Below are 18,222 nucleotides of genomic sequence, written 5' to 3'. Positions count from 1 at the left end.
GATCGCCGACAACTACGCCACGCACAAGCACCCCGCCGTGCAGGAATGGCTGGCCAGGCATCCGAGCTTCAACATGCACCTCACGCCGACCTCTGCTCCGTGGCTGAACATGGTCGAGCGCTTCTTCCGCGACATCACGACCGAGCCGCTGCGGCGAGGCGTGTTCACCAGCGTGCCTGGGCAGGTCAAAGCCACCCGCATTGGCGACCGGTTGCTCAACAGACGGAATGGCGCTCCGAATCACTTCAGGTCGCCCAGCTGTCGCGCGCCATGCCGATCAACGAGGGACGACATCCGTGGTGTTCGCACTGGCATGGGTGTTGAAGAACCCACTCGTGAGCGCCACCATCGCAGGCCCGCGCACCGAAGCGCAATGGGATGGCTATCTGCCAGCGCTTGAACTTGAGATCGGCCCCGACGACGAAAGGCCGGTTCAGACAGCCTGGTGTCGCCCGGACATGCCTCCACCCCCGCATCACTGGCCGTGTGCGCGCGATGTCACACTTCGTGACGAATACAGCAGATGATCTTGAATTGGGGCCAGTAGGGCGCCTTTATCTGCTCAAGTGAAGTGGGCGGTGGACGAAGAATGCTTGCTCGATCGAGACAAATTCGCAACCCATCACTACAAGGCCATACGCATGCGAGCGATAACTTTTGCAGACCTACTCAATCGTTGGCCAATCCGTCGAAAGTTTGCCTTGATTGGTGGTTGCGCGGTGCTCATGGCAGCAGTGCCGACGGCGTTGATCATGACCAACCTGGCCAACGAGGAGCGGCGGGTTGCGGCTCAGCGAGAAGGTCTGAGCGAGGCTCAATCGGTGCTGGAGTTGCTGCGTTTGACGCAGCAGCACCGAACCATTGCGGCCATGGCACAGGCGGGTGATGAAGGACAAGTTGCTGCGCTCAAAGGCAAGGCTGCGGAGGTGGATGCCGCTTTAGATCGCCTGCGTGTCCGTTCTGATGAGTTCACGGGTGCCGCAGAAAAGGTGGCGAGCGAATGGATGCCCTTGCGACAGGCTGCCGCAACCGGCTCGATCGATCCCTCCACCAGCCTGGATCAGCATGCAGCCTTGGCAGCCTCGGAGTTGGCATTGCTGGGGCGGGTGGCGGATGTGTCACGGATAGGATTGGATCGTGAGGGCGAGACGCTGCATCTTGCGCAGATGGCGCTTCTGTCCCTCCCCGCACTCACCGAGCGCATGAGCAGAATGCAGGCCGTCAGTGCCAGCGCCTTGTCGCATCGGGGGGTCAGCGGCGCCGATCAAGCCACTCTGTCGCTGCAACTCGATCAAATGCTGTTCCAACTGGACGCTGTTCGTGTGGACTTCCAGCGTGTCGCCCGATCTTTGTCAGCAGACGACAGCGCGCTCAAAGAAGTGGCTGGTTCGGCCTTGGGCTCGGCCCAGGTGATGGGCTCGGTGATCGACCAGACATTTCTGCAGCAACGATTGCCCTCAGGTACATCGGCCGAATACTTCGGCGAAACCACAATTCTGATTGATGCACAGTTCACCATGATCACGCAGTCATTCAACGTGATCAATGCGCTGCTGGCTCGACAGCAGTCTCAATCGCGGGTGACCATGAGTTGGACCATCGCGTTGATGGTGGGAGTCGCAGCTTTGGCAGCGCTCATGCTCGTGGCCATCGCGCGCAGTACGTCACATTCTCTGGCCAAAGCGGTACAGGTCGCACGGCACGTGGCGGAGGGAGATCTGAGGACGGAGGTCGAGGTCACGGGATCAGACGAGGTCGGCCAGTTGATGTCAGCGCTGAGGGACATGAACCTTCGCCTGACCGATGTGGTACGGCGGGTTCGCGATGGCAGTGACAGTGTGGCAAATGCCAGTTCTGAGATTGCCCAGGGCAACCTTGATTTGAGCCAGCGCACGGAGCGCCAGGCAAGCGCTTTGCAGCAGACGGCGGCCACGATGGAGGAACTCGGCGCGAACGTCCGCCGCAACGCCACGGCAGCGGAACGCGCCGATCATCTTGCCCGCGATGCCTCCGAGGTGGCCGCCAGAGGCGGCGAAGTGGTCGCCGAGGTCGTGGACACCATGCGCGTGATCAATGACGGCAGCCGCAAGATAGGGGAGATCATCGGCGTCATTGATGGCATTGCTTTCCAAACCAATATCTTGGCGCTCAATGCCGCCGTCGAAGCGGCCCGTGCGGGGGAACAGGGGCGAGGGTTTGCGGTGGTAGCAAGCGAAGTGCGTTCCTTAGCGGGTCGAAGCGCCGACGCGGCGCGGCAGATCCGAGGTCTCATTTCTGCCAGCGTGGAGCAGGTCGAACGTGGTACAGCGTTGGTGGCTCGCGCAGGCGGCACCATGGACGAGGTGGTGACGTCAATTCGCAATGTCACGTCGCTCATGAGCGAAATCAATGTCGCCAGTGCAGTGCAGCGAACCGGTGTCGCGCAGGTTGGCGAGGCAATCAACTCGATGGATACGTCCACGCAGCAAAACTCCTCTCTTGTGGAGGAATCCGCCGCAGCTGCAGAAAGCCTGAGTCACGAGGCAGCAGCCTTGGTGCAAGCGGTTGCAGTTTTCCGCATCGCCGTTTGAAGCGCGGCCGAGCCATCCCTAACAGCATGCGCAGGCATCAAGCGCGTCCGCGCTTGATCGGCCGAGCCCACGTTACGCGAGATCAACATGATCAAGTATCGCCAAATTCTGCCTTCTGTCTTGGTCGCGTTTTCAGCGGCCATCGCAACCCATTCAGCAACCGCCAAGGACATCACGCTTGTCTACGTTGCCAATAACACCCAATATCCCTATGACGCCGCCGTGGCGAGCGGCTTCAAGAAGGCCTGTGTCGAGCTGGGCTGCAAAGCCATCATCCTGAATCCACACTCCAATGTGGAGCGGCAGGCACACGCCATTGAGGACATGGTCGGGTACAAGGTCGATGGCATCGCTGCGATCGTTGCCGACGCCGGGCAGGCTGTGCAATGGGTGGATGATGCAGCCGGTCACAACATCCCCTTTGTGGCTGCAGCGTCTCAGGTCGGAGATCCGAAAAAGGGCCCCAAGTACGTGTACGAGAAGCTCACGGCGTTTGTCGCCACGGATGACGTCGTGGCCGGGGAACGGGCCGGTGAACTGGCGGTGAAGTTGCTGCCGCACGACCATGCGGGCACCATCGGCGTGGTGGAAGGGGCAGCTGGCTTTTCCGCAGTTACCCAGCGCAATGAAGGATTCCGAAAGGCGCTGGACAAGTCCGGCATTCCTTACAAGATCGTCGCTTCTCGCGCCACGGACTGGTCTCCCGCCAAAGGAGAGGCCGTCTGCAGTGAAATGCTGAAGGCAAATCCCAAGCTGGACCTGCTATTCAGTCATGCCGATGACATGGCGCTTGGCTGCGCTCGCGCCATCCAGGCGGCAGGCGCAAAGACCCGCCTGATTGCCACTGGCGGGGGGTCCGCCTTGGGCAACGAGGCTGTTCGCAGTGGCGTTTTTGATGGGTCGGTTTGCACCCGTCCAGGTACAATTGGCCGCCTCGCTGCCAAAGCCCTTTACGAGGCTGCGACGGGTAAGAACACCGCAAAGGCTCAGTTCTTGACCTACGAGACCCCTTTGATCACCAGAGACACCCTTGCGAGCTGCCCACCTGAATGGTGACCGGTACCTTCAGGACCTGGCCTTCACTCGGTTTGGGCGGACTGCTGCAGCGCTTCGATCACCGTCGCCAATGCCCGCGTCGGATGCCGCCGACTGGTGTAATAGGCATGCAGGCCGGGGAAGCGCGGACACCATTCGGGCATCACCTTCTTGAGACGTCCGGCCTCGACATGGGGCAGGACCATGTCTTCCGGCAGGAAGGCCAATCCATGGCCTGAAAGCGCTGCTCAGTTTCCAGTCGGCGCCAACACAGTTAAGTTCACCCAAGAACAAAGCACTACACTGGCGGCATCGGTTGCGATGCCCGTTGAGCGGCGAGCGAAGCCCGTGCCCGGCTTGCGGCTTCGATGCCTACGCGATCTGCCAGAACCTCGACCAACCGGCCGAGCTGAGCGGCAGTGACTCCGATGTTCATGCTAAAACTTATGTGCGACCGCAGCTGAGATTCGGTGCCTTGCAATGCCGACAGCATGCTGACTGTAGCGAGTTCGCGAGTTTGCCAGTCCAGGTTGTCACGCTCGAAGATGTCGCCGAACAGATGCGTCTTGAGGTACTCATCGGCCGCAGGCACGAACTCGAACAGCGGACCCTTCACGGGGCCGCCAGCGAGCTTGGTTTGATTTGCTGTTCCGGCCGCCAGCAACGCATCGCCCTGTGCAATTGCGCGACTCGGCGTGCGGCCCTGCGCGTCCTGGAGGCCGCGCTGCTTGCGGGCGTCTACGACCTTCATCAACTCGCCCAGGGCATTCAAGCTGCGCGGAAAGCCGGCGTACGCGTAGAGCTGAATCAACACTTCCTTGGCGTCATTCACAGTCATGCCCGCGTCGAGGCCCTGATTCAGCGCGACGACCAAACGGGGCATGTCGCCGGCGGCGCCGAACGCAGCAATCGGAATGATGGCTTGCTGTCGAATCGACAGCGTTTGTGAGGCGGGCTGGGTATTGGACATGGCTTGTGACTCCTGCGCCGGTGCGGCTGCCTGGCAGAACGCGGCCGCGAAGCCCAGCGTTAAGCCGGCGGCGCATCGCCCAAATCGATCAGCGTGCCGTGTACTGCTCATCACTGACCTTCTCCATCCATTCGACATTTTTGCCATTGGCAGTCCCCGTGACCGCGATGTGCGTCATCGCCGTCGTGGGCGAAGCGCCGTGCCAGTGCTTGACGCCGGGCGGACACCACACGACATCGCCGGGACGGAGTTCCTGCACGGGCTTGCCCAATTCCTGAGTTCGACCAAATCCGGAAAGCACAACCAGTTGCTGACCCTTCGGATGGGAATGCCAAGCTGAGCGCGCACCCGGCTCGAAGGTCACGTAGGCTCCCGAGGCGTTGATGTCGCTGCTCGCTGGCCAGATCGGATCGACTCGTACTCGCCCCGTGAAGAAGGCCTCGGGCCCAGTCGCGGATGGTTGAGACCCAGCTCGAGTGATCTGTTGTTGTGCAGCGGCACTCGTTGGGGATGGCTCAACGGCGCCGGCGAGACACGCATGCATCACCGCGAGGCAGCCTGTGATTCCGGTCGTACGTACATTCATCTCGAACTCCTGGTGGGATAGGGTGTGGAGAGCAGGTCAACCGTGCGCTGCCGTGCTGCTCGATGGCCCTTCCAAATACTCGGCTCGGTCACGTGCTCCAACCACTCGACGTTCTTTCCGTCGAACGCCTCGGTCACGGCGATGTGTGTCATGGCCGTGGTCGCGGTCGCGCCATGCCAGTGCTTGTGACCCGGCGGGCACCAGATGACGTCGCCCGCACGGATTTCGACGATTGGCTCTCCTTCGCACTGGGTCCAGCCGCAGCCCGCCGTGACGATCAAGGTCTGTCCCAAGGGATGCGTGTGCCAGGCCGAACGCGCGCCCGGTTCGAAGGTTACGCTCGCACACGATGCCCGTGCCGGCGCAGGCGGACTGTTCAGCATGTCGATGCGGACCTCGCCGGTGAAAAAATCAGCGGGTCCTCTGGCGGATGGCTCCGTGCCGGGGTGTATGAGCTTCATTGGAAGGCCCCTTCATTTTGTTGGGTGCCGCTGCACGATGGTTGCGGTGACAATGGCCGAACTCTATTTGCGAGCACATTGGTTGAGAAGGTAGGAGAATCTGAACACGCTTGTGCACGCCGCTCACCAATGGCCAAAGAAAATCTGAACGATCTACAGGCTTTTGTTGTCGTCGCGCGGGAGCGCAGCTTCACCCGAGCCGCCGCCCAGCTAGGTGTGTCGCGTTCGGGAGTGAGTCACGCCATGTTGGCTCTGGAAGCGCGGCTCGGGGTTCGTCTTCTGACGCGCACCACAAGAAGCGTTTCGACGACCGAAGCCGGCGCCCGACTCCTTGGCGCGGTAGCACCAAGGCTGCAGGAAATCGAGGACGAACTCGGTTCACTCAGTGCGATGCGCGACCGGCCCGCCGGCACCGTGCGCATCACCGCGCATGACCACGCGATCACAACAGCGCTCTGGCCGCGGCTGCTGCCCTTGCTCCGGCAATATCCCGACATCCAGATCGAGTTCAGTGTGGACTATGGATTCACGGACATCGCCTCTCAGCGTTTTGATGCCGGCGTGCGTGTCGGAGACCGGGTGGACAAGGACTTGGTGGCCGTTCGCATCGCACCCGACATGCGAATGGCGGTCGTGGGATCGCCCGGATACATCGAGGGCAAGTCGATTCCGAAGACGCCGCAGGACCTGACCGCCCACCGGTGCGTGAACTTGCGCCTGCCCACCCGAGGCAACCTGTATGCGTGGGATTTCGAGAAGGGAAAGAAGTCCGTCAATGTGAAGGTCGAGGGCCAGACGGTTTTCAACAACACGCCTCTGATGCTGCGGGCTGCTGTCGATGGGATGGGTTTTGCCTACGTGCCGCTCGATCTTGTCCGCCCGCACATCGCCGAGGGCACACTGGTGGCAGTGCTGAGAGATTGGTGGCCTAGCTTTCCGGGCTATCACCTGTATTACGCGAGTCGGCGCCAGATGGCGCCCGCGTTGGCCCTTGTCATCGAAGCGCTCAGGTACCGCGGGCCGACTGAGAGTGCCCGCTTCTGACCGCGAACGCCATTGTCGCCGTGGACCACTGAAGCGCGGCGCTTTCATCACCAGCGAGAAGGCCGGCGAGGGGCTGGCGTTTGCTGGGGGAGTACGGTACCCGGCAAACTTCGGGCACCCGTCCCGCATTGCGCGTACCGGTCTTACTACCCCGCCGCTCGAAATCCCAGACGGGGTGAAGGGCCTCGAATCTGGTTCCCGGCGCGTTACCCGTTGCCGGCGATCGCGCGAGCTAGTTGTGCAAACTGCCCACATCAGTGAACCGGCCGGCCGGTCGGCCGGAAGGCGTCGCTTTCTCGTTGATCTGAAAGGTGTAACCCAGTTCTTCGGCACCGTGGGGAAATACTCGCCGTCGTTCGACAAGGAAGCGATCGATGTCGTCCACCCGCCGCTGCGCAGCCCGCTTGGCAACCCGCTGCGCGTCATCGATGCGACGGTCTCGGGTCTCAACACGCGTCCGTTGGCTCCGGCGCCATCGTTGAGCAACATGCGGATGAACTTCATGTACTCGCCCACCGTCGAGTAGAGGCCGTGGCCGCCCATGTCCATGGTCGGCGGCTGCGGCAGGACGAGCTCGGGCAATGGGGCACCCTGGTCAGGCTTGCAACTCGGTTGCAGATCCGCTCGAACGGCCCTTCGGTTACACAAGTGCCGTCTTTCGAGGCAATCCGTCGCCGGCCCAGTGATGGCAATGGCTTAGCGACGCCGCGCACGGGTTCTCCACAGCGTTGTCCCCATCGCTTGGGGGCAACTGCATGACTTGAGGCTTGGTGGGCGGTCGCTGCAAGCTTCGGGCAAGGGGCAGGCGTGTCCCCGCTTTGCTGGGCCGGGCTCGCGCGCTGGGCGTCGAGCCGCTGTCCTGCGGCCAACGTCTCGCCCCTGACGGGCTTTGATCCCTCACGCAGTTCGGCGAGGCCGGCATTGCCGGCGGTCCTTCCGCTGGTGTTGGTGGCGTGCGGAGGGGGGGTTGCCGTGTCGACCCATCGTGCCCCGACGTTCTCGCGGTCAAGGCCTGCGCGCTCGCGGTGGCGAGCGCTTGCGCCCTGCGGTCGTCGGCGAGCCTTGACAGCTGCGCTGCGTCGATGCGTCCCGGTCTCGGGCAATCCCGCCCGACTCAGACTGGAGCTCGCCATGTCCTCGACCGTTCAATCGTCTGCGCAGTTCGGCCTGTTCACCGCGCTGCTGGTGCAGGAGCCCGATGGCCACCACCGCGCGGCCAAGCCCGAAGAAGTGCTGCACGAGGCGCGGCAAGTGCTGTCGCAGTGGATCCGGCGCGGTCCGGAACTGACGTCGCCGCAGGAAGTCAGGGAGTACCTGTCGCTGCAGATCGGGCTGCTGGAACACGAGGTGTTCGCGATCCTCTTCCTGGACTCCCAGCATCGCGTGCTGGCTTGCAAGGAGATGTTCCGCGGCACGGTCAGCCAGACGTCGGTCTATCCCCGGGAGGTGGTCAAGGAAGCGCTGGCGCTGAACGCGGCAGCGGTGATCCTGGCGCACAACCATCCGTCGGGGCTTGCGGAGCCCAGTCGTGCAGATGAAGCCGTTACCAGCGGGTTGAAGGCTGCGCTGGCGCTGGTGGACGTGCGGGTGCTGGATCACCTGGTGGTGGCAGGCGCGGCGGCAGTGAGCTTTGCCGAACGCGGGCTCTTGTGAAGCCCTGGGCGGACCTGGTCCGCTCTCGTTGGCCTGCAGTCTGCCTGGCGTCTGAGGCTGCCGTGCCGTCTGTGGCGGGAACAGTCTCTCGCTGGGCGTGTCCCCGCTGCGTGGGGGCGGGCTGTTGCGCTGCTGCGCAGCGAGCCGCTGTTAAGGGCTCAGCGTCTCGCCCCTGACGGGCTGCCATCTCTCACGCAACACGGTCAGGCCGGCTGGGCCGGTGGGAACGGCGACGGCGGCCCTTTCCCGTGTCCGGGGCGCGCGGGCCTTGTTTCCTTCACGCTGCGCGTGAACGAGGCCTGCTTGGCGAACTGACCGGCTTGCAGTTCGCTGCGCTGCGCTCCACTCTATGCGGCGCCAGCCAGATCGCCACCCCGGTCACCCGCCATGCCCGAAGCCGGGCCGCTGAAGATCGGGTGCAAAGAAGTGTTCGCAGCGGCTCGACCGCCGCGCCAGTCGCTGCGCTTGGTGGCACGTCGGCCGCAGAGGCGCCGCTGCTCGTGGGCGTTCGGGCGCCTTCGCTGCAACCGCCGCGCCAGACAAGCTGGCACATCGGCCGCGACGCTGCGCCTCCCGTGGAGATACAGGGGAGGGCAGCCCGTGCGCCAGTCGTCCCACCGCGCTCCCCCCAACTGCGCCCCCATCGAATTGCGAGGGGGACTTGTGGGGGGATCTTCAAGCGGTGGGCCGGGAAACCGGCGCACTGCTTCGGCTGCGGGTCACACCACCCATCCCCCACCCCTTCCCGTGAGGGAAGGGGCCATGCCCACCCCCCGCCCGCCCGTGGGCGGGAGCGAGGAAGTCCGAGCGAGAGGATCAGTTTTGAGGAACACCAGGGCGGTGTCCGGCTGATCGTTCTTGCAAGGAGCCCCTCATGGCCAACGTTCAAGTCATCCAGCGTCACGCGCACCTGGCCGGTGCCGTCAAACTCGAATTCGTCAACGGCCGCGACGGCCAGGTTGCCAAGGCGGTGCTGACCGCGATCAGCAACACCCGGCGCGCGAACCGCGATCCAGCCGGCACCCGCGAAGAGGAAGCCACCGCGATCCAGTGGACGCTGTGGGGCAAGCAGGCCGAGAACGCAGCGGCGTACCTGGGCAAAGGCTCGCACGTCAACATCGTCGGCCGGCTGCGCAACAACAACTTCGAGAAGGACGGCGAGACCGTCTACGGCATGGCGTTCACGGCCGAGGACATCGACTACCTCGACAGCCGCGCCGAGAGCGAAGCCCGCCGCAACGGTGGCGCCGATGCCGAAGGCGTCAACCGCAGCGCCGAACGTGTCAGCACCGCGGCCTCGAATCGTAATCCCCGCAAGCCTCGCACCGCGCGCCAGCCGGCACACGCCGACGCCTGAAACGTTCCCCGGCGGGTCGCGGGTTGGGCCACAGGCCACTGCACCGCGCTCGCCCTTCGTGCCTTACTCAATGATCGAAGGAAATCATCATGTACTCGACCCCGACACTGGCCACCCGTTTTGCCCGCGACACCCGCGTGATGCATGGCGATCAAGCACTGAGCGAAGACCAGATGCGCGCCGCAGCGCCGTCCATCTTCGCCCAGGGCAAGCATGGCAGCCGCTCCGAGCGCTACACCTACATCCCCACCATCGACGTGCTGCGCGGCCTGCGCAAAGAGGGCTTCGAGCCCTTCATGGTGGCGCAGGGCAAGAGCCGCATCGAAGGCAAGAGCGAATTCACCAAGCACATGATCCGCATGCGCCACCATCGTGACGGCAGCGGTCAACTCAGCACCCGCGCCGAGGCCAACGAGATCATCCTGATCAACAGCCACGATGGCGCCAGCTCGTACCAGATGCTCGCGGGAATGTTTCGCTTCGTCTGCTGCAACGGCCTGATCGTGGGCGATGTGGTGGACGACATCCGCATCCCGCACAAAGGCAACATCCAGGGCGAAGTGATCGAAGGCGCCTTCCGAGTGCTCGACGAGTTCGAGGCGGTGACCGAGCACACCGAGGCGATGAAGGCGCTGCAGCTGCGGCCGCCCGAGCAGATCGCCTTTGCAAACGCCGCCCTGGCACTGCGTTTCGGTGAGCGAGGTCCGGACGAGGCCGGTGTGCAGCGTCCTGCGCCTGTCACGGCGGAGCAGCTGATTGAAGCGCGCCGGCCCGAGGACATCGGCCACAGCCTGTGGATCACGTTCCAGCGGGTGCAGGAGAACGTGATCCGCGGCGGGCAGCCCGGCCGCAGCGCCCAAGGGCGCCGCCTGCAGACCCGGCCGGTGGGCAGCATCGACCGCGGCGTGAGCCTCAACCGTGCGCTGTGGATGCTGGCCGAGGAGATGCGCAAGCTCAAGGGCTGAACCACCCGGCAACGCGCGCCAGATTTCTCTCCGAATCTGGCGCGCAGTTGGCAGCGCGCGGGCCCGACCATCGGGCCGGCCGTCCTCCCAGAAACCAAAGAGCCACGCATGAACCCCGATGCCATTTTTGCCGAGATCGTGCTGTGCGAGTCCCGATCGCACCTGGCCACCCAAGCAGCCGCGCTCGCATTCGCACGGCTGCTCAAGCTGGCCGAGGAACGCGACTCTGGCCAGATCCCGCGCATCGCACGCTTCCTGGCCGCCGCCTACAACGGCGAGGCCTTCAAGTTCGATCTGTTCGAACTGCGCGCTGTCGACGTTGCCATCAGCGACGACATGCTGATCTGCCTGGACGCACTGCGGTGGGCGCGCGCGGATCTGCACACGCTGGTGCCCGATGGTGATCGGCGCTTGCGTGCCGTGATCGACCGCTGGGGCCTGCAGTGGCCGGCCAGTAGCTGACGGCGGCACCGTCTCAGTTGCAGTCACGGCGCTCCGATTCAATCGTCCCAACGCTCCGTCAAAGCGCCTTCGTGGTCCTGTCTGCCATGGAACAAGCCGACGATGGACACGGTCCTGGCTTCATCGTCGACGGTGTAGGCGATCACGGTGCGCCCCCTGTGATGCGTGAGCCGCAGGCCTGTGCGGATGTCCTCGCGTGACACACCGCGTTGAGGGAACACCGCGAGCCCTTCGCAGGTCGAGACGACCGCATCCGTGTAGCGCTGTGCTGTGGTCGGCGAGGCGTGTTCCGCGATGTACAGGAACAGCGCTTCGAGCTGGTCGCTCGCCTCGGGGGCGAAGACGACCAAATGCGGCCTCAGGCCTTCGCCGATACCTTCTTGTGCGCCGCTGCCAGTCGCGCCTTGACGGCGTTGACCCCGACCGCACGTGACGAGTCGGCCTTCAGTGCGTCGTAGGCGGTGGCGACATCCTTGCGCAACCAGTCCTCGACCGCCCGATCTCGCGCGAGCAGGGTACGCAGACCGTCGCGGATCACTTCGCTCTCCGTGGCGTACTCGCCCGAGGCCACCTTGGCGCGCACGGCGTCGGCCATCTCGTTGGGCAGCGTGATGCTGAACTGCTGTGTTGAGCGCATGGCGGTCCTCGCGATTTCCGTAGGATTTAATCCTACACCAGGCCGACGAGCGCACGGCGACAGGGTCGCCCGGGCCGATGGATGCGAGCGCCATCACCGAGCCCACAGCCATGCCGCCATCGCCCAGGTGAGGGCAGAGGTCACCACAGCCGTCGCCGCGTGCGTTTGCCAGCGCGCGAAGGGGCCGGCGTGCTTGCCGGGAGGTTGTTGCTGTGCTGATAGGCGCTGCAGGGCAGGGCCCAGCTCGCTCCTGAACATCGCCAGAGCCGCCTCCTCCATGGCCCGGGTTTGCGCAGTCAGCGTACGCGCTGCCATCTCGTCGGTGCGGCGGGCGATGTGCCTGACCGCCTGCAGCTTGGCGTTTTCCGTGATGGCGGCCATCCGGGTCTCGAACGCGGCCAACTGGCCAGCGATGGCCTGGCCGGACTGGACCAGGGCCTGGCGGTTCGCGTCCAGTGCTGGCGCAAGCGCCTCCAGGCGTTCGATCAGCCTCCCAGCCTCACCGATCGCCTCGGCAATCAGCGCTTCGCGGGCGCTGCTGAGCTCGCTCACGCGGCCTTCCTGGAGGACGGCCGGGGGCTACGCTCTGCCTCGGATCCCAGTCTCAGCGCCAGGGCTGCGAAGCAGGCGTCCAGCTCAGGCACCACGCCGCAGGCCAGGCGCCGGGTGGCGAGCTTCTGTGCCAGGGCAAGTTTCTCTGCGGTGTCCTTGGCACGGGCGATCAGTCCCTTGTAGTCGGTCTCGTCGCGGGCCAGCTCCGCCAGGTCGACACCGGTTCCTCGGATGCGCGCATAGAGCTCGTTTGCGCCCAGTCGGCAGGCCGGGTTGGCCTGCGCGACCGGTTTCTTGGCCAGGAAGGCAAGCAGCGGCTCGAAGGACTGGGTCAGCTCGGCGTCGTGTTCCAGCATGTTGAAGACGACCTTCATGCGGGAGGCCGGCACGCCGAGGCGGGCCAGCTCGGCCAGGGTGGCGATGGTGTCCTGCTGTTGCTTGAGCGGTGGCACCGTGGGCACGACAAAGCAGTCGAAATCCTCCTGGCTGCCGCGGTAGCGCTGCATCAGGTTCAGGAAGTCCTCGACATTGCTGGCGCCGATGTCGACCACCAGGCTGTCGACGGTCTGCAGGTACTCCTGCAGCTCGCCGAACTGGCGCCCGCGCAAGGCCTGCCCCTGGCCCTCGTCCGCGTTGATGCTCTCGACCGCCACGTACTCGGCGCCCGGCAGACGAGGCAGCAGCAGGTGCCGGGCCACCGTGGTCTTGCCGACGTTGCCGGAGAAGTTGATGACCGCGAGTTTCATGATTGCTCCTCGTTGCGCTGCCTGGCGCGGATCAGGGGGTTGGTGATGTGGCCGCGCATGAAGGTCTCGGCAATGTCCTTGCCGCGTTGATCAACGGTGCGGTTTGGCGGGGCACTTGCGGCCGGAGGCGACGGTGCAGGCCTACGGGAGAGACCGTCACCGCTTGCAGGCTGACGCGGAGACGTATCGGCATCGGCACAGGCGGGTATCGCGTGCGTCGATGTAGCCATCGCTTTACGCCTGGCCAGCTCTCGGTGCACCGTGCTCCTGCTGACCGTGACCCCAATGTCCGCCAAGGCCTCGCAGATGGCGTCCAGCGTGTAGTCCAAGGCTTGAAGCCGTGCCATCTCGGCGGCGTAGGCGCGGGCCTTGCGCGAACCGCGGCCTGGCGGGCGTCTGGGCGCCAACTGCGTGCCGTCGTGGTGGTTCGGATCGGGGTCGTTCATGTGCGCTTTCGATTCGGTTTGATCCGGTTCCGATTCGCTTTTTGTCTCGGTGGCGTCTCACCCGTCTCATTGCCGTACCGGCTGTGTTTCGCATCTGTCTCACTGCTGTCTCAGTCATCCCGGTTTCGTCTCGGTTCGGTCTCGGTGCCGGTTCATTCGTCTCATGATCGGCCCGCCAGCCGGTGAGTGGCGGGCACGATTCCGGCCCGAATCTCGCAGACCAGCTGCATCGTTCGAGGCCGATACTGGGTTCCAAGGTGAGTGCAGAGATAGGCGCGGTGGCGCCGATGTCGGACACGCTCACGCGTGTGGTGCAACCCAGCTCGGAGAACCCGGTCATGACCTCCTCCTCAAGGGATCGAATCAGCGTCGACTTGTTTGGCCTGAAGGCTGCGCTGTTTGAGCGGGCGCGTGCCCACGGCGTCTCGCCGTCCCGGCTGGTTCGCGAGGCTGTGGTTGCGGCGATTGGTGGCGCTGAGCTGAGTGCCTCGCACGGCACGGCAGCCGGTTCGTTTGCGGCCCCATCCGACCGCGTGCGCCTCTCGTTGCGCATGAGCAAGGAGGCCATGCGCGAGACGCTGGCGGCAGCGCGACAGGCCGGCCTGTCGCCGGGCGCCTATGTGGCGGGTTTGGTGGCCGGTGTACCGGCGCTTGCTGGCGGCGGGACGGGGCCTGGCCGAAGCGAATGCATCGCTGTGCTGACGGCGTCCAACGCAGAGCTGTCGAATCTCAGCCGCAACATCCACCGCCTGACGGCACTGCTTCGCACTGCAGACGTCGAACCGGCCAGGCCGTATCGGGCCATGTTGGACACGGTGGCGGGCGACGTGCGCCGGCACCTCGCGTTGGTATCTCGCGTGTTAGCGGATTTGCAGCCTTGTGGTCGCAGCGCCCGATCCGTGGGCCAAGCGGCCTCGTGACTAAAGGACCTCGTCGTGGCGCAACGTCACAACATCGATGGTGTGTTGATCACCTGGGGTGACCGGCTGTTCTATCCCGGCAACCGGATGGTCGGCGCAAAGCCGCAGCCAAGGCTGACTGGCGACGCTGCTCGTTCACGTGCTGCGGCCATCCGAAGGCGCATCGAGGCGACGGTAGTTCGTCGAGCGCCGCAGGTGATGGTCAAGGTCACTGGCGGCGGACGTGGCATGCGGGCGATCGTTGCGCACTTCCGATATATCAGCAAGAACGGCCGGCTGGAGATCGAGGATCAACGAGGCGAGACGATGCGAGGCAATGACACCTTGCGGGATCTGGCTGACGAGTGGCGCTTTGGTGGTTCTCTGATTCCCGATGACGCCGAGCCCGGACACCGGCGCGAGGCCTTCAACATCATGCTGTCGATGCCCCGCGGCACCGACCCGCTGACCGTCCAGCGCGCAGCGCGAGAGTTTGCGCAGGACGAGCTGGCGGATCACAAGTACGTGATGGTGCTGCACGACCACCAGGCCAATCCCCACGTTCACATCAGCGTGCGGGCCGAGTCCAGGCAAGGCAAGCGGCTGAATCCGCGAAAGGCCGACCTGCATCGCTGGCGGGAGACGTTTGCGGAGAAGCTGCGAGGCCATGGCATTGACGCCGAGGCCACGAGGCAGGCAACCCGCGGACAGGCGCGCAGCTATGACCCGCTCTGGCGCATCAAGGCGAAGGAAGAAGGGAGGTTGCGCATGAACCGGCCGACCGAGAATGATGGTGCCAAGGCGATGGTCCGCCGTGAGACGGTGATCGGTGCGTGGGTGGAGATTTCGCGAGCGCTGGCTGCGTCAGACGACAGATCTGATCGAGGTTTGGCGGTGTCGATCGCCAAGTATGTGGAGGAGATGAGCGGGAGGAAGCAACCAGGGCAGGGACGTGCCGCTCCTAAAGACTTCGATCGGCCCAAGCCAGAAAAGCAAGTGCATCAGAGATGAGCCGCCGCTAAAATCGTCCTGTCAATACGAACGAAGTGAACGCACACCCAATGCGCTGTATCGATTGGCCTCCACGACGGCCCGCCCATATTCAGCCTCGGTCGGATCAAGGTCGGCACCGTCGTATTCGAGGTGCTTGATCGAAAGATCCTTGAGTGCGCGCTCGACCGTCAGATGGTGCGTTCCGAACGAGATCTCCGCGCGTGCAGTTGCGTGTACCGCGCCATCGCTCACCCGCGACCTGAAGAAGCGTCGGGCATGTTTCCACCCGACCAGATCGTGCGACTTGGCGCCGACCTCGAACGGATTGACCTTCTGAGGATTGAACGGTCCGACCAACAGCCGCAGCATCACGTTGAGCAGCGTGGTCTTGCCGAGGCCGTTGATGCCCGCGATTACCGTGATGCCAGGCAGGATGGGCCTGTCGATCCCAGTCCTGCCAACGCCTGGGAACAGCTCGTAGCCCGCGATCTTCAGTGACTTGAAGACCGGAAGCGCGATGTTTGGAAGCGCCGGAGCCTCTGCAACTGATTCGTCCAATGCTCTCTCCCTGGCGTGACTGGATGTCAAACCCTGGTTTTCAAAAATATATCCGTTTAGCGTGGTGCTGAGGGGGCGACTGCCCTTTGCTCCTCCGGCGAAAACCCTCACCTACGGTGGCTGGCCGGTTCATTTCGGGGCCAGCCTCTGCGTGAACTGCGTGTCAGCCGCAAGCGCATCGTCGTCCCTCATCATGATGTTCAAGGTGAAGGAGCTGTACGGGTGAAATTCCGGAAGGATGCTTCGAACCTGACCGCCAACCAGTGAGTAGTGGGCGATGCCTGGGAACATGTCTGGGTCGACTGGGTGTGTGGCGGAAGGGTTGTGGAACATCGACAGCCCCTCTGCCCACGACTCGGTGACGGAGCCCTGTTCCACGACGTGCATGAAACCCTTGGGTAGCACCGCGTTCGGGTCATGGTCATGGCGCACACCGAACCTTCTGATCGTCTGGTTGGGCAAGCCGAACCCCGCCAGCTTTCCCATGCGGTTGAACTTGGAAATCGTGCCGGACGCGGAAAATAGCACCGCGCTGATGTTTTCGGCGCCTGGCTGAAGAAAGAAGCCCGACGGGATAACCTTGCCGTTGTACTCATGCGTCTCGCATCTTGAGCGGCGAAATACCCAACTGGCCGGCGTCATCGAACATGAAGGTTACGCTGAACAAGCCATGAATTTCAACAAGCTCCGCCCGCCGATTTCGGCTTGCGAGATGAGGCCGGCGAATCACGCTTTGAGGACGCCTGAGGCTCCGCTCGGGGTCCTCAGGGGCCCATGGCGCCCACTGCGGACGCGCTCATGCCACCAGACGCTGCCGCGCCAAGTAGATGTTGGCCAGACCCAGGACTACGAAGGCGCGTGTGGCGTTCTTGGCAAGCTCTCGGTAGCGCACCTTGGCAAAGCCCCACAGCCGCTTGACCACGGCAAAGACGTGTTCCACATGGGCGCGGACCTTGGATTTGCTGCGGTTCTTCGAGCGCTCGACCTCATCGATTTTCGCCGGCCTTGCGCACGCGCTGGTTGGTGAAGTCCTTGGCCTTCGGGGCCTTGGTCTGGATCAGCGCCTTCTGGCTGGCATAGGCGCTGTCGCCATACACACGCTGTTCGTTGCCGTGCAGCAGATTGGGCAGCGGATGTTTGTCGTGCACGTTGGCTGCCGTCACCACGGCGCTGTGTGCAAGCCCGGTGCGGCTGTCCACGCCAATGTGCATCTTCTTGGCCGTTGTACCACTGCTGGCCCTTGCGCGTCTGGTGCATGTCCGGGTCGCGCTTCTTGTCGGCGTTCTTGGTCGAACTGGGCGCTCCGATGATGGTGGCATCCACGATGGTGCCCGTGCCCACCTTCAAGCCTCGCGTTTGCAGGACTTCTCTCACCTTGGCAAACAGCGCTTCGCCCAGCTTGTGCGTCTCCAGCAGGCGGCGGAACTTCAGCAGCGTGGTGCCGTCGGGCACGCGTTCACGCCCGAGGTCGATGCCCACGAAGCGCCGCAGCGCCGTGCTGTCCAGCAGCGCCTCCTCGCAGGCTTCGTCTGCCAGGTAGAACCAGTGCTGCACGAAGTACATCCTCAGCATGCGTTCCAGCCCGACCGGCGGGCGGCCGTTGCCAGCCTTGGGATAGTGAGGCTCAATGACCTCGCACAGCGCCGACCAAGGCACGATCTCCTCCATGGTCGCCAGGAAGATATCGCGCCAGGTCGGCTTTCGGTGCTGCTCGAATCCTTGGCCTTGATCGGCTGCCATCGCGAGGGTCTGCTGCTTCATCTTCACCTGCTCGTCTGTGCTGTCTCGACACATGCAAACCCCGCGCCAAATTCGACCTTGTTCAGCGTTGCCTTATATTGCCAGCTCACGGATGGCTGCAGCCCGTGCACTTCCGTGGACCTCATCGATTCTGTGGACGTTGAGGGTGCTTCCCAAATCCCCTCGCACAGCTGTAAAAGCCGCGTGAGTAGGACTGCGCGCGGCCGAGCGTGCCGGTTGGTCACCGCCGAACCGGCGTTTGTGCTCGTCGCGGCGCTCAGTGACGGCATTTCAACTCTCACGCAGCCGGCCAATGGGCGCAAACGGTTGCTGGCCGACCGTGGCTACGACAACCAGGCCAACCGGCTGGTGCTGCAGGCCCGCGGGCTGCAAGACGACATTGCCCGCCGAGCCAAGCCCGGACAGACAGCCGAGACGAGACTGAACCGGCGCAACCAGCCCATCAACAAGATCAGAGCTCGGGTAAAGCATGACTTCGCGGCCCTGCGGCAGCAAGGCGGCGATGCGTCCGAGCCATGACCCTGGCA

21 protein-coding genes and 3 pseudogenes are annotated in these 18,222 nt (G+C 64.0%); 12 read left to right on the top strand and 12 right to left on the bottom strand.

Translation table 11 applies throughout. The annotated features are described in order from the left end of the window. The 3 genes and pseudogenes from FKP22_RS00330 to FKP22_RS00315 all read left to right on the top strand — a co-directional run. Positions 1 to 175: pseudogene (locus tag FKP22_RS00330) on the top strand (transposase); the annotation flags it as partial. 403 nt (positions 176 to 578) lie between these two features. After that, a complete protein-coding gene (locus FKP22_RS34315; protein ID WP_170200672.1) occupies positions 579 to 2,570 on the top strand; it encodes a methyl-accepting chemotaxis protein in 1,992 nt (663 codons plus the stop codon). Between the two features lie 87 nt (positions 2,571 to 2,657). Then, positions 2,658 to 3,626 carry a sugar ABC transporter substrate-binding protein gene (locus FKP22_RS00315; RefSeq protein WP_141284049.1) on the top strand — a complete coding sequence of 323 codons (969 nt, stop codon included), beginning with the start codon at positions 2,658 to 2,660 and terminating at the stop codon, positions 3,624 to 3,626. A 23-nt stretch (positions 3,627 to 3,649) separates the two neighbouring features. On the opposite strand, the pseudogene FKP22_RS00310 reads toward FKP22_RS00315, so the two are convergent. From FKP22_RS00310 to FKP22_RS00295, 4 genes and pseudogenes are all read right to left on the bottom strand, one after another. Continuing rightward, a pseudogene (locus tag FKP22_RS00310) lies at positions 3,650 to 3,841 on the bottom strand (LysR substrate-binding domain-containing protein); the annotation flags it as partial. A 62-nt stretch (positions 3,842 to 3,903) separates the two neighbouring features. Next, positions 3,904 to 4,575 (bottom strand): carboxymuconolactone decarboxylase family protein, encoded by a 672-nt coding sequence (locus tag FKP22_RS00305; RefSeq protein WP_141284045.1) that lies wholly within the window; start codon positions 4,573 to 4,575, stop codon positions 3,904 to 3,906. 88 nt (positions 4,576 to 4,663) lie between these two features. Further along, complete coding sequence (locus tag FKP22_RS00300; protein WP_231013141.1) at positions 4,664 to 5,119, bottom strand: (R)-mandelonitrile lyase; 456 nt, start codon at positions 5,117 to 5,119, stop codon at positions 4,664 to 4,666. Positions 5,120 to 5,157: 38 nt separating this feature from the next. Beyond that, positions 5,158 to 5,622 carry a (R)-mandelonitrile lyase gene (locus tag FKP22_RS00295; RefSeq protein ID WP_141284041.1) on the bottom strand — a complete coding sequence of 155 codons (465 nt, stop codon included), beginning with the start codon at positions 5,620 to 5,622 and terminating at the stop codon, positions 5,158 to 5,160. A 129-nt stretch (positions 5,623 to 5,751) separates the two neighbouring features. Between FKP22_RS00295 and FKP22_RS00290 the strand changes: the two genes are divergently transcribed. The 6 genes from FKP22_RS00290 (at position 5,752) to FKP22_RS00265 (ending at position 11,103) form a co-directional block, all read left to right on the top strand. Continuing rightward, positions 5,752 to 6,666 carry a LysR family transcriptional regulator gene (locus tag FKP22_RS00290; RefSeq protein WP_141284039.1) on the top strand — a complete coding sequence of 305 codons (915 nt, stop codon included), beginning with the start codon at positions 5,752 to 5,754 and terminating at the stop codon, positions 6,664 to 6,666. Positions 6,667 to 6,904: 238 nt separating this feature from the next. Continuing rightward, positions 6,905 to 7,192, top strand: a complete 288-nt coding sequence (locus FKP22_RS31685) for a hypothetical protein (protein WP_170200671.1) — start codon at positions 6,905 to 6,907, stop codon at positions 7,190 to 7,192. Between the two features lie 605 nt (positions 7,193 to 7,797). Next, the gene (gene radC / locus FKP22_RS00280; RefSeq protein ID WP_141284037.1) at positions 7,798 to 8,319 is read left to right on the top strand and encodes a RadC family protein; all 522 of its coding nucleotides are present in this window, start codon (positions 7,798 to 7,800) and stop codon (positions 8,317 to 8,319) included. Positions 8,320 to 9,193: 874 nt separating this feature from the next. Further along, the gene (locus FKP22_RS00275; protein WP_141284034.1) at positions 9,194 to 9,676 is read left to right on the top strand and encodes a single-stranded DNA-binding protein; all 483 of its coding nucleotides are present in this window, start codon (positions 9,194 to 9,196) and stop codon (positions 9,674 to 9,676) included. Between the two features lie 89 nt (positions 9,677 to 9,765). Further along, positions 9,766 to 10,641: a DUF932 domain-containing protein gene (locus FKP22_RS00270; protein WP_141284032.1), complete on the top strand. Its 876-nt coding sequence runs from the start codon at positions 9,766 to 9,768 to the stop codon at positions 10,639 to 10,641. A gap of 108 nt (positions 10,642 to 10,749) precedes the next feature. Further along, positions 10,750 to 11,103 (top strand): DUF7673 family protein, encoded by a 354-nt coding sequence (locus tag FKP22_RS00265; RefSeq protein WP_141284030.1) that lies wholly within the window; start codon positions 10,750 to 10,752, stop codon positions 11,101 to 11,103. A gap of 38 nt (positions 11,104 to 11,141) precedes the next feature. On the opposite strand, the gene FKP22_RS00260 is transcribed toward FKP22_RS00265, so the two are convergent. From FKP22_RS00260 to FKP22_RS00240, 5 genes are all read right to left on the bottom strand, one after another. Beyond that, positions 11,142 to 11,453, bottom strand: coding sequence for a type II toxin-antitoxin system RelE/ParE family toxin (locus FKP22_RS00260; protein WP_231013132.1), 312 nt, complete (start codon positions 11,451 to 11,453; stop codon positions 11,142 to 11,144). Positions 11,454 to 11,461: 8 nt separating this feature from the next. Beyond that, entirely contained in the window at positions 11,462 to 11,740 is a 279-nt protein-coding gene (locus FKP22_RS00255; RefSeq protein WP_141284029.1) for a ribbon-helix-helix domain-containing protein, read from the bottom strand. Between the two features lie 93 nt (positions 11,741 to 11,833). Beyond that, positions 11,834 to 12,292, bottom strand: a complete 459-nt coding sequence (locus FKP22_RS00250) for a hypothetical protein (RefSeq protein WP_141284027.1) — start codon at positions 12,290 to 12,292, stop codon at positions 11,834 to 11,836. Further along, the gene (gene stbB, locus FKP22_RS00245) at positions 12,289 to 13,038 is read right to left on the bottom strand and encodes a StbB family protein (RefSeq protein ID WP_141284026.1); all 750 of its coding nucleotides are present in this window, start codon (positions 13,036 to 13,038) and stop codon (positions 12,289 to 12,291) included. Before stbB ends, FKP22_RS00250 begins: the two co-directional genes overlap by 4 nt. After that, a complete protein-coding gene (locus FKP22_RS00240) occupies positions 13,035 to 13,484 on the bottom strand; it encodes a helix-turn-helix domain-containing protein (protein ID WP_141284024.1) in 450 nt (149 codons plus the stop codon). The genes stbB and FKP22_RS00240 overlap by 4 nt, the downstream gene beginning before the upstream one ends. Positions 13,485 to 13,741: 257 nt before the next feature. On the opposite strand from FKP22_RS00240, the gene FKP22_RS00235 reads away from it, so the two are divergent. Both FKP22_RS00235 and FKP22_RS00230 read left to right on the top strand, forming a co-directional pair. Beyond that, positions 13,742 to 14,404, top strand: a complete 663-nt coding sequence (locus FKP22_RS00235; RefSeq protein ID WP_170200670.1) for a hypothetical protein — start codon at positions 13,742 to 13,744, stop codon at positions 14,402 to 14,404. A gap of 15 nt (positions 14,405 to 14,419) precedes the next feature. After that, positions 14,420 to 15,394: a relaxase/mobilization nuclease domain-containing protein gene (locus tag FKP22_RS00230; protein WP_141284020.1), complete on the top strand. Its 975-nt coding sequence runs from the start codon at positions 14,420 to 14,422 to the stop codon at positions 15,392 to 15,394. Positions 15,395 to 15,415: 21 nt separating this feature from the next. Here FKP22_RS00230 and FKP22_RS00225 read toward each other — a convergent pair whose 3' ends face one another. The 3 genes and pseudogenes from FKP22_RS00225 to FKP22_RS00215 form a co-directional block, all read right to left on the bottom strand. Further along, positions 15,416 to 15,934, bottom strand: coding sequence for an ATP-binding cassette domain-containing protein (locus tag FKP22_RS00225; RefSeq protein ID WP_141284018.1), 519 nt, complete (start codon positions 15,932 to 15,934; stop codon positions 15,416 to 15,418). A 129-nt stretch (positions 15,935 to 16,063) separates the two neighbouring features. Further along, positions 16,064 to 16,576 carry a hypothetical protein gene (locus FKP22_RS00220; protein ID WP_141284016.1) on the bottom strand — a complete coding sequence of 171 codons (513 nt, stop codon included), beginning with the start codon at positions 16,574 to 16,576 and terminating at the stop codon, positions 16,064 to 16,066. A 154-nt stretch (positions 16,577 to 16,730) separates the two neighbouring features. Beyond that, positions 16,731 to 17,695, bottom strand: a pseudogene (locus tag FKP22_RS00215) (IS5 family transposase). A 216-nt stretch (positions 17,696 to 17,911) separates the two neighbouring features. On the opposite strand from FKP22_RS00215, the gene FKP22_RS00210 reads away from it, so the two are divergent. Further along, complete coding sequence (locus tag FKP22_RS00210; RefSeq protein WP_141284014.1) at positions 17,912 to 18,214, top strand: hypothetical protein; 303 nt, start codon at positions 17,912 to 17,914, stop codon at positions 18,212 to 18,214. Positions 18,215 to 18,222: the final 8 nt, after the last annotated feature.

Source organism: Ideonella azotifigens (assembly GCF_006519715.1).
Lineage (GTDB): Bacteria > Pseudomonadota > Gammaproteobacteria > Burkholderiales > Burkholderiaceae_C > Ideonella > Ideonella azotifigens.
The sequence above is the reverse complement of the archived record's forward strand: the minus strand, read 5'-3'. Positions and strand labels throughout refer to the sequence as shown.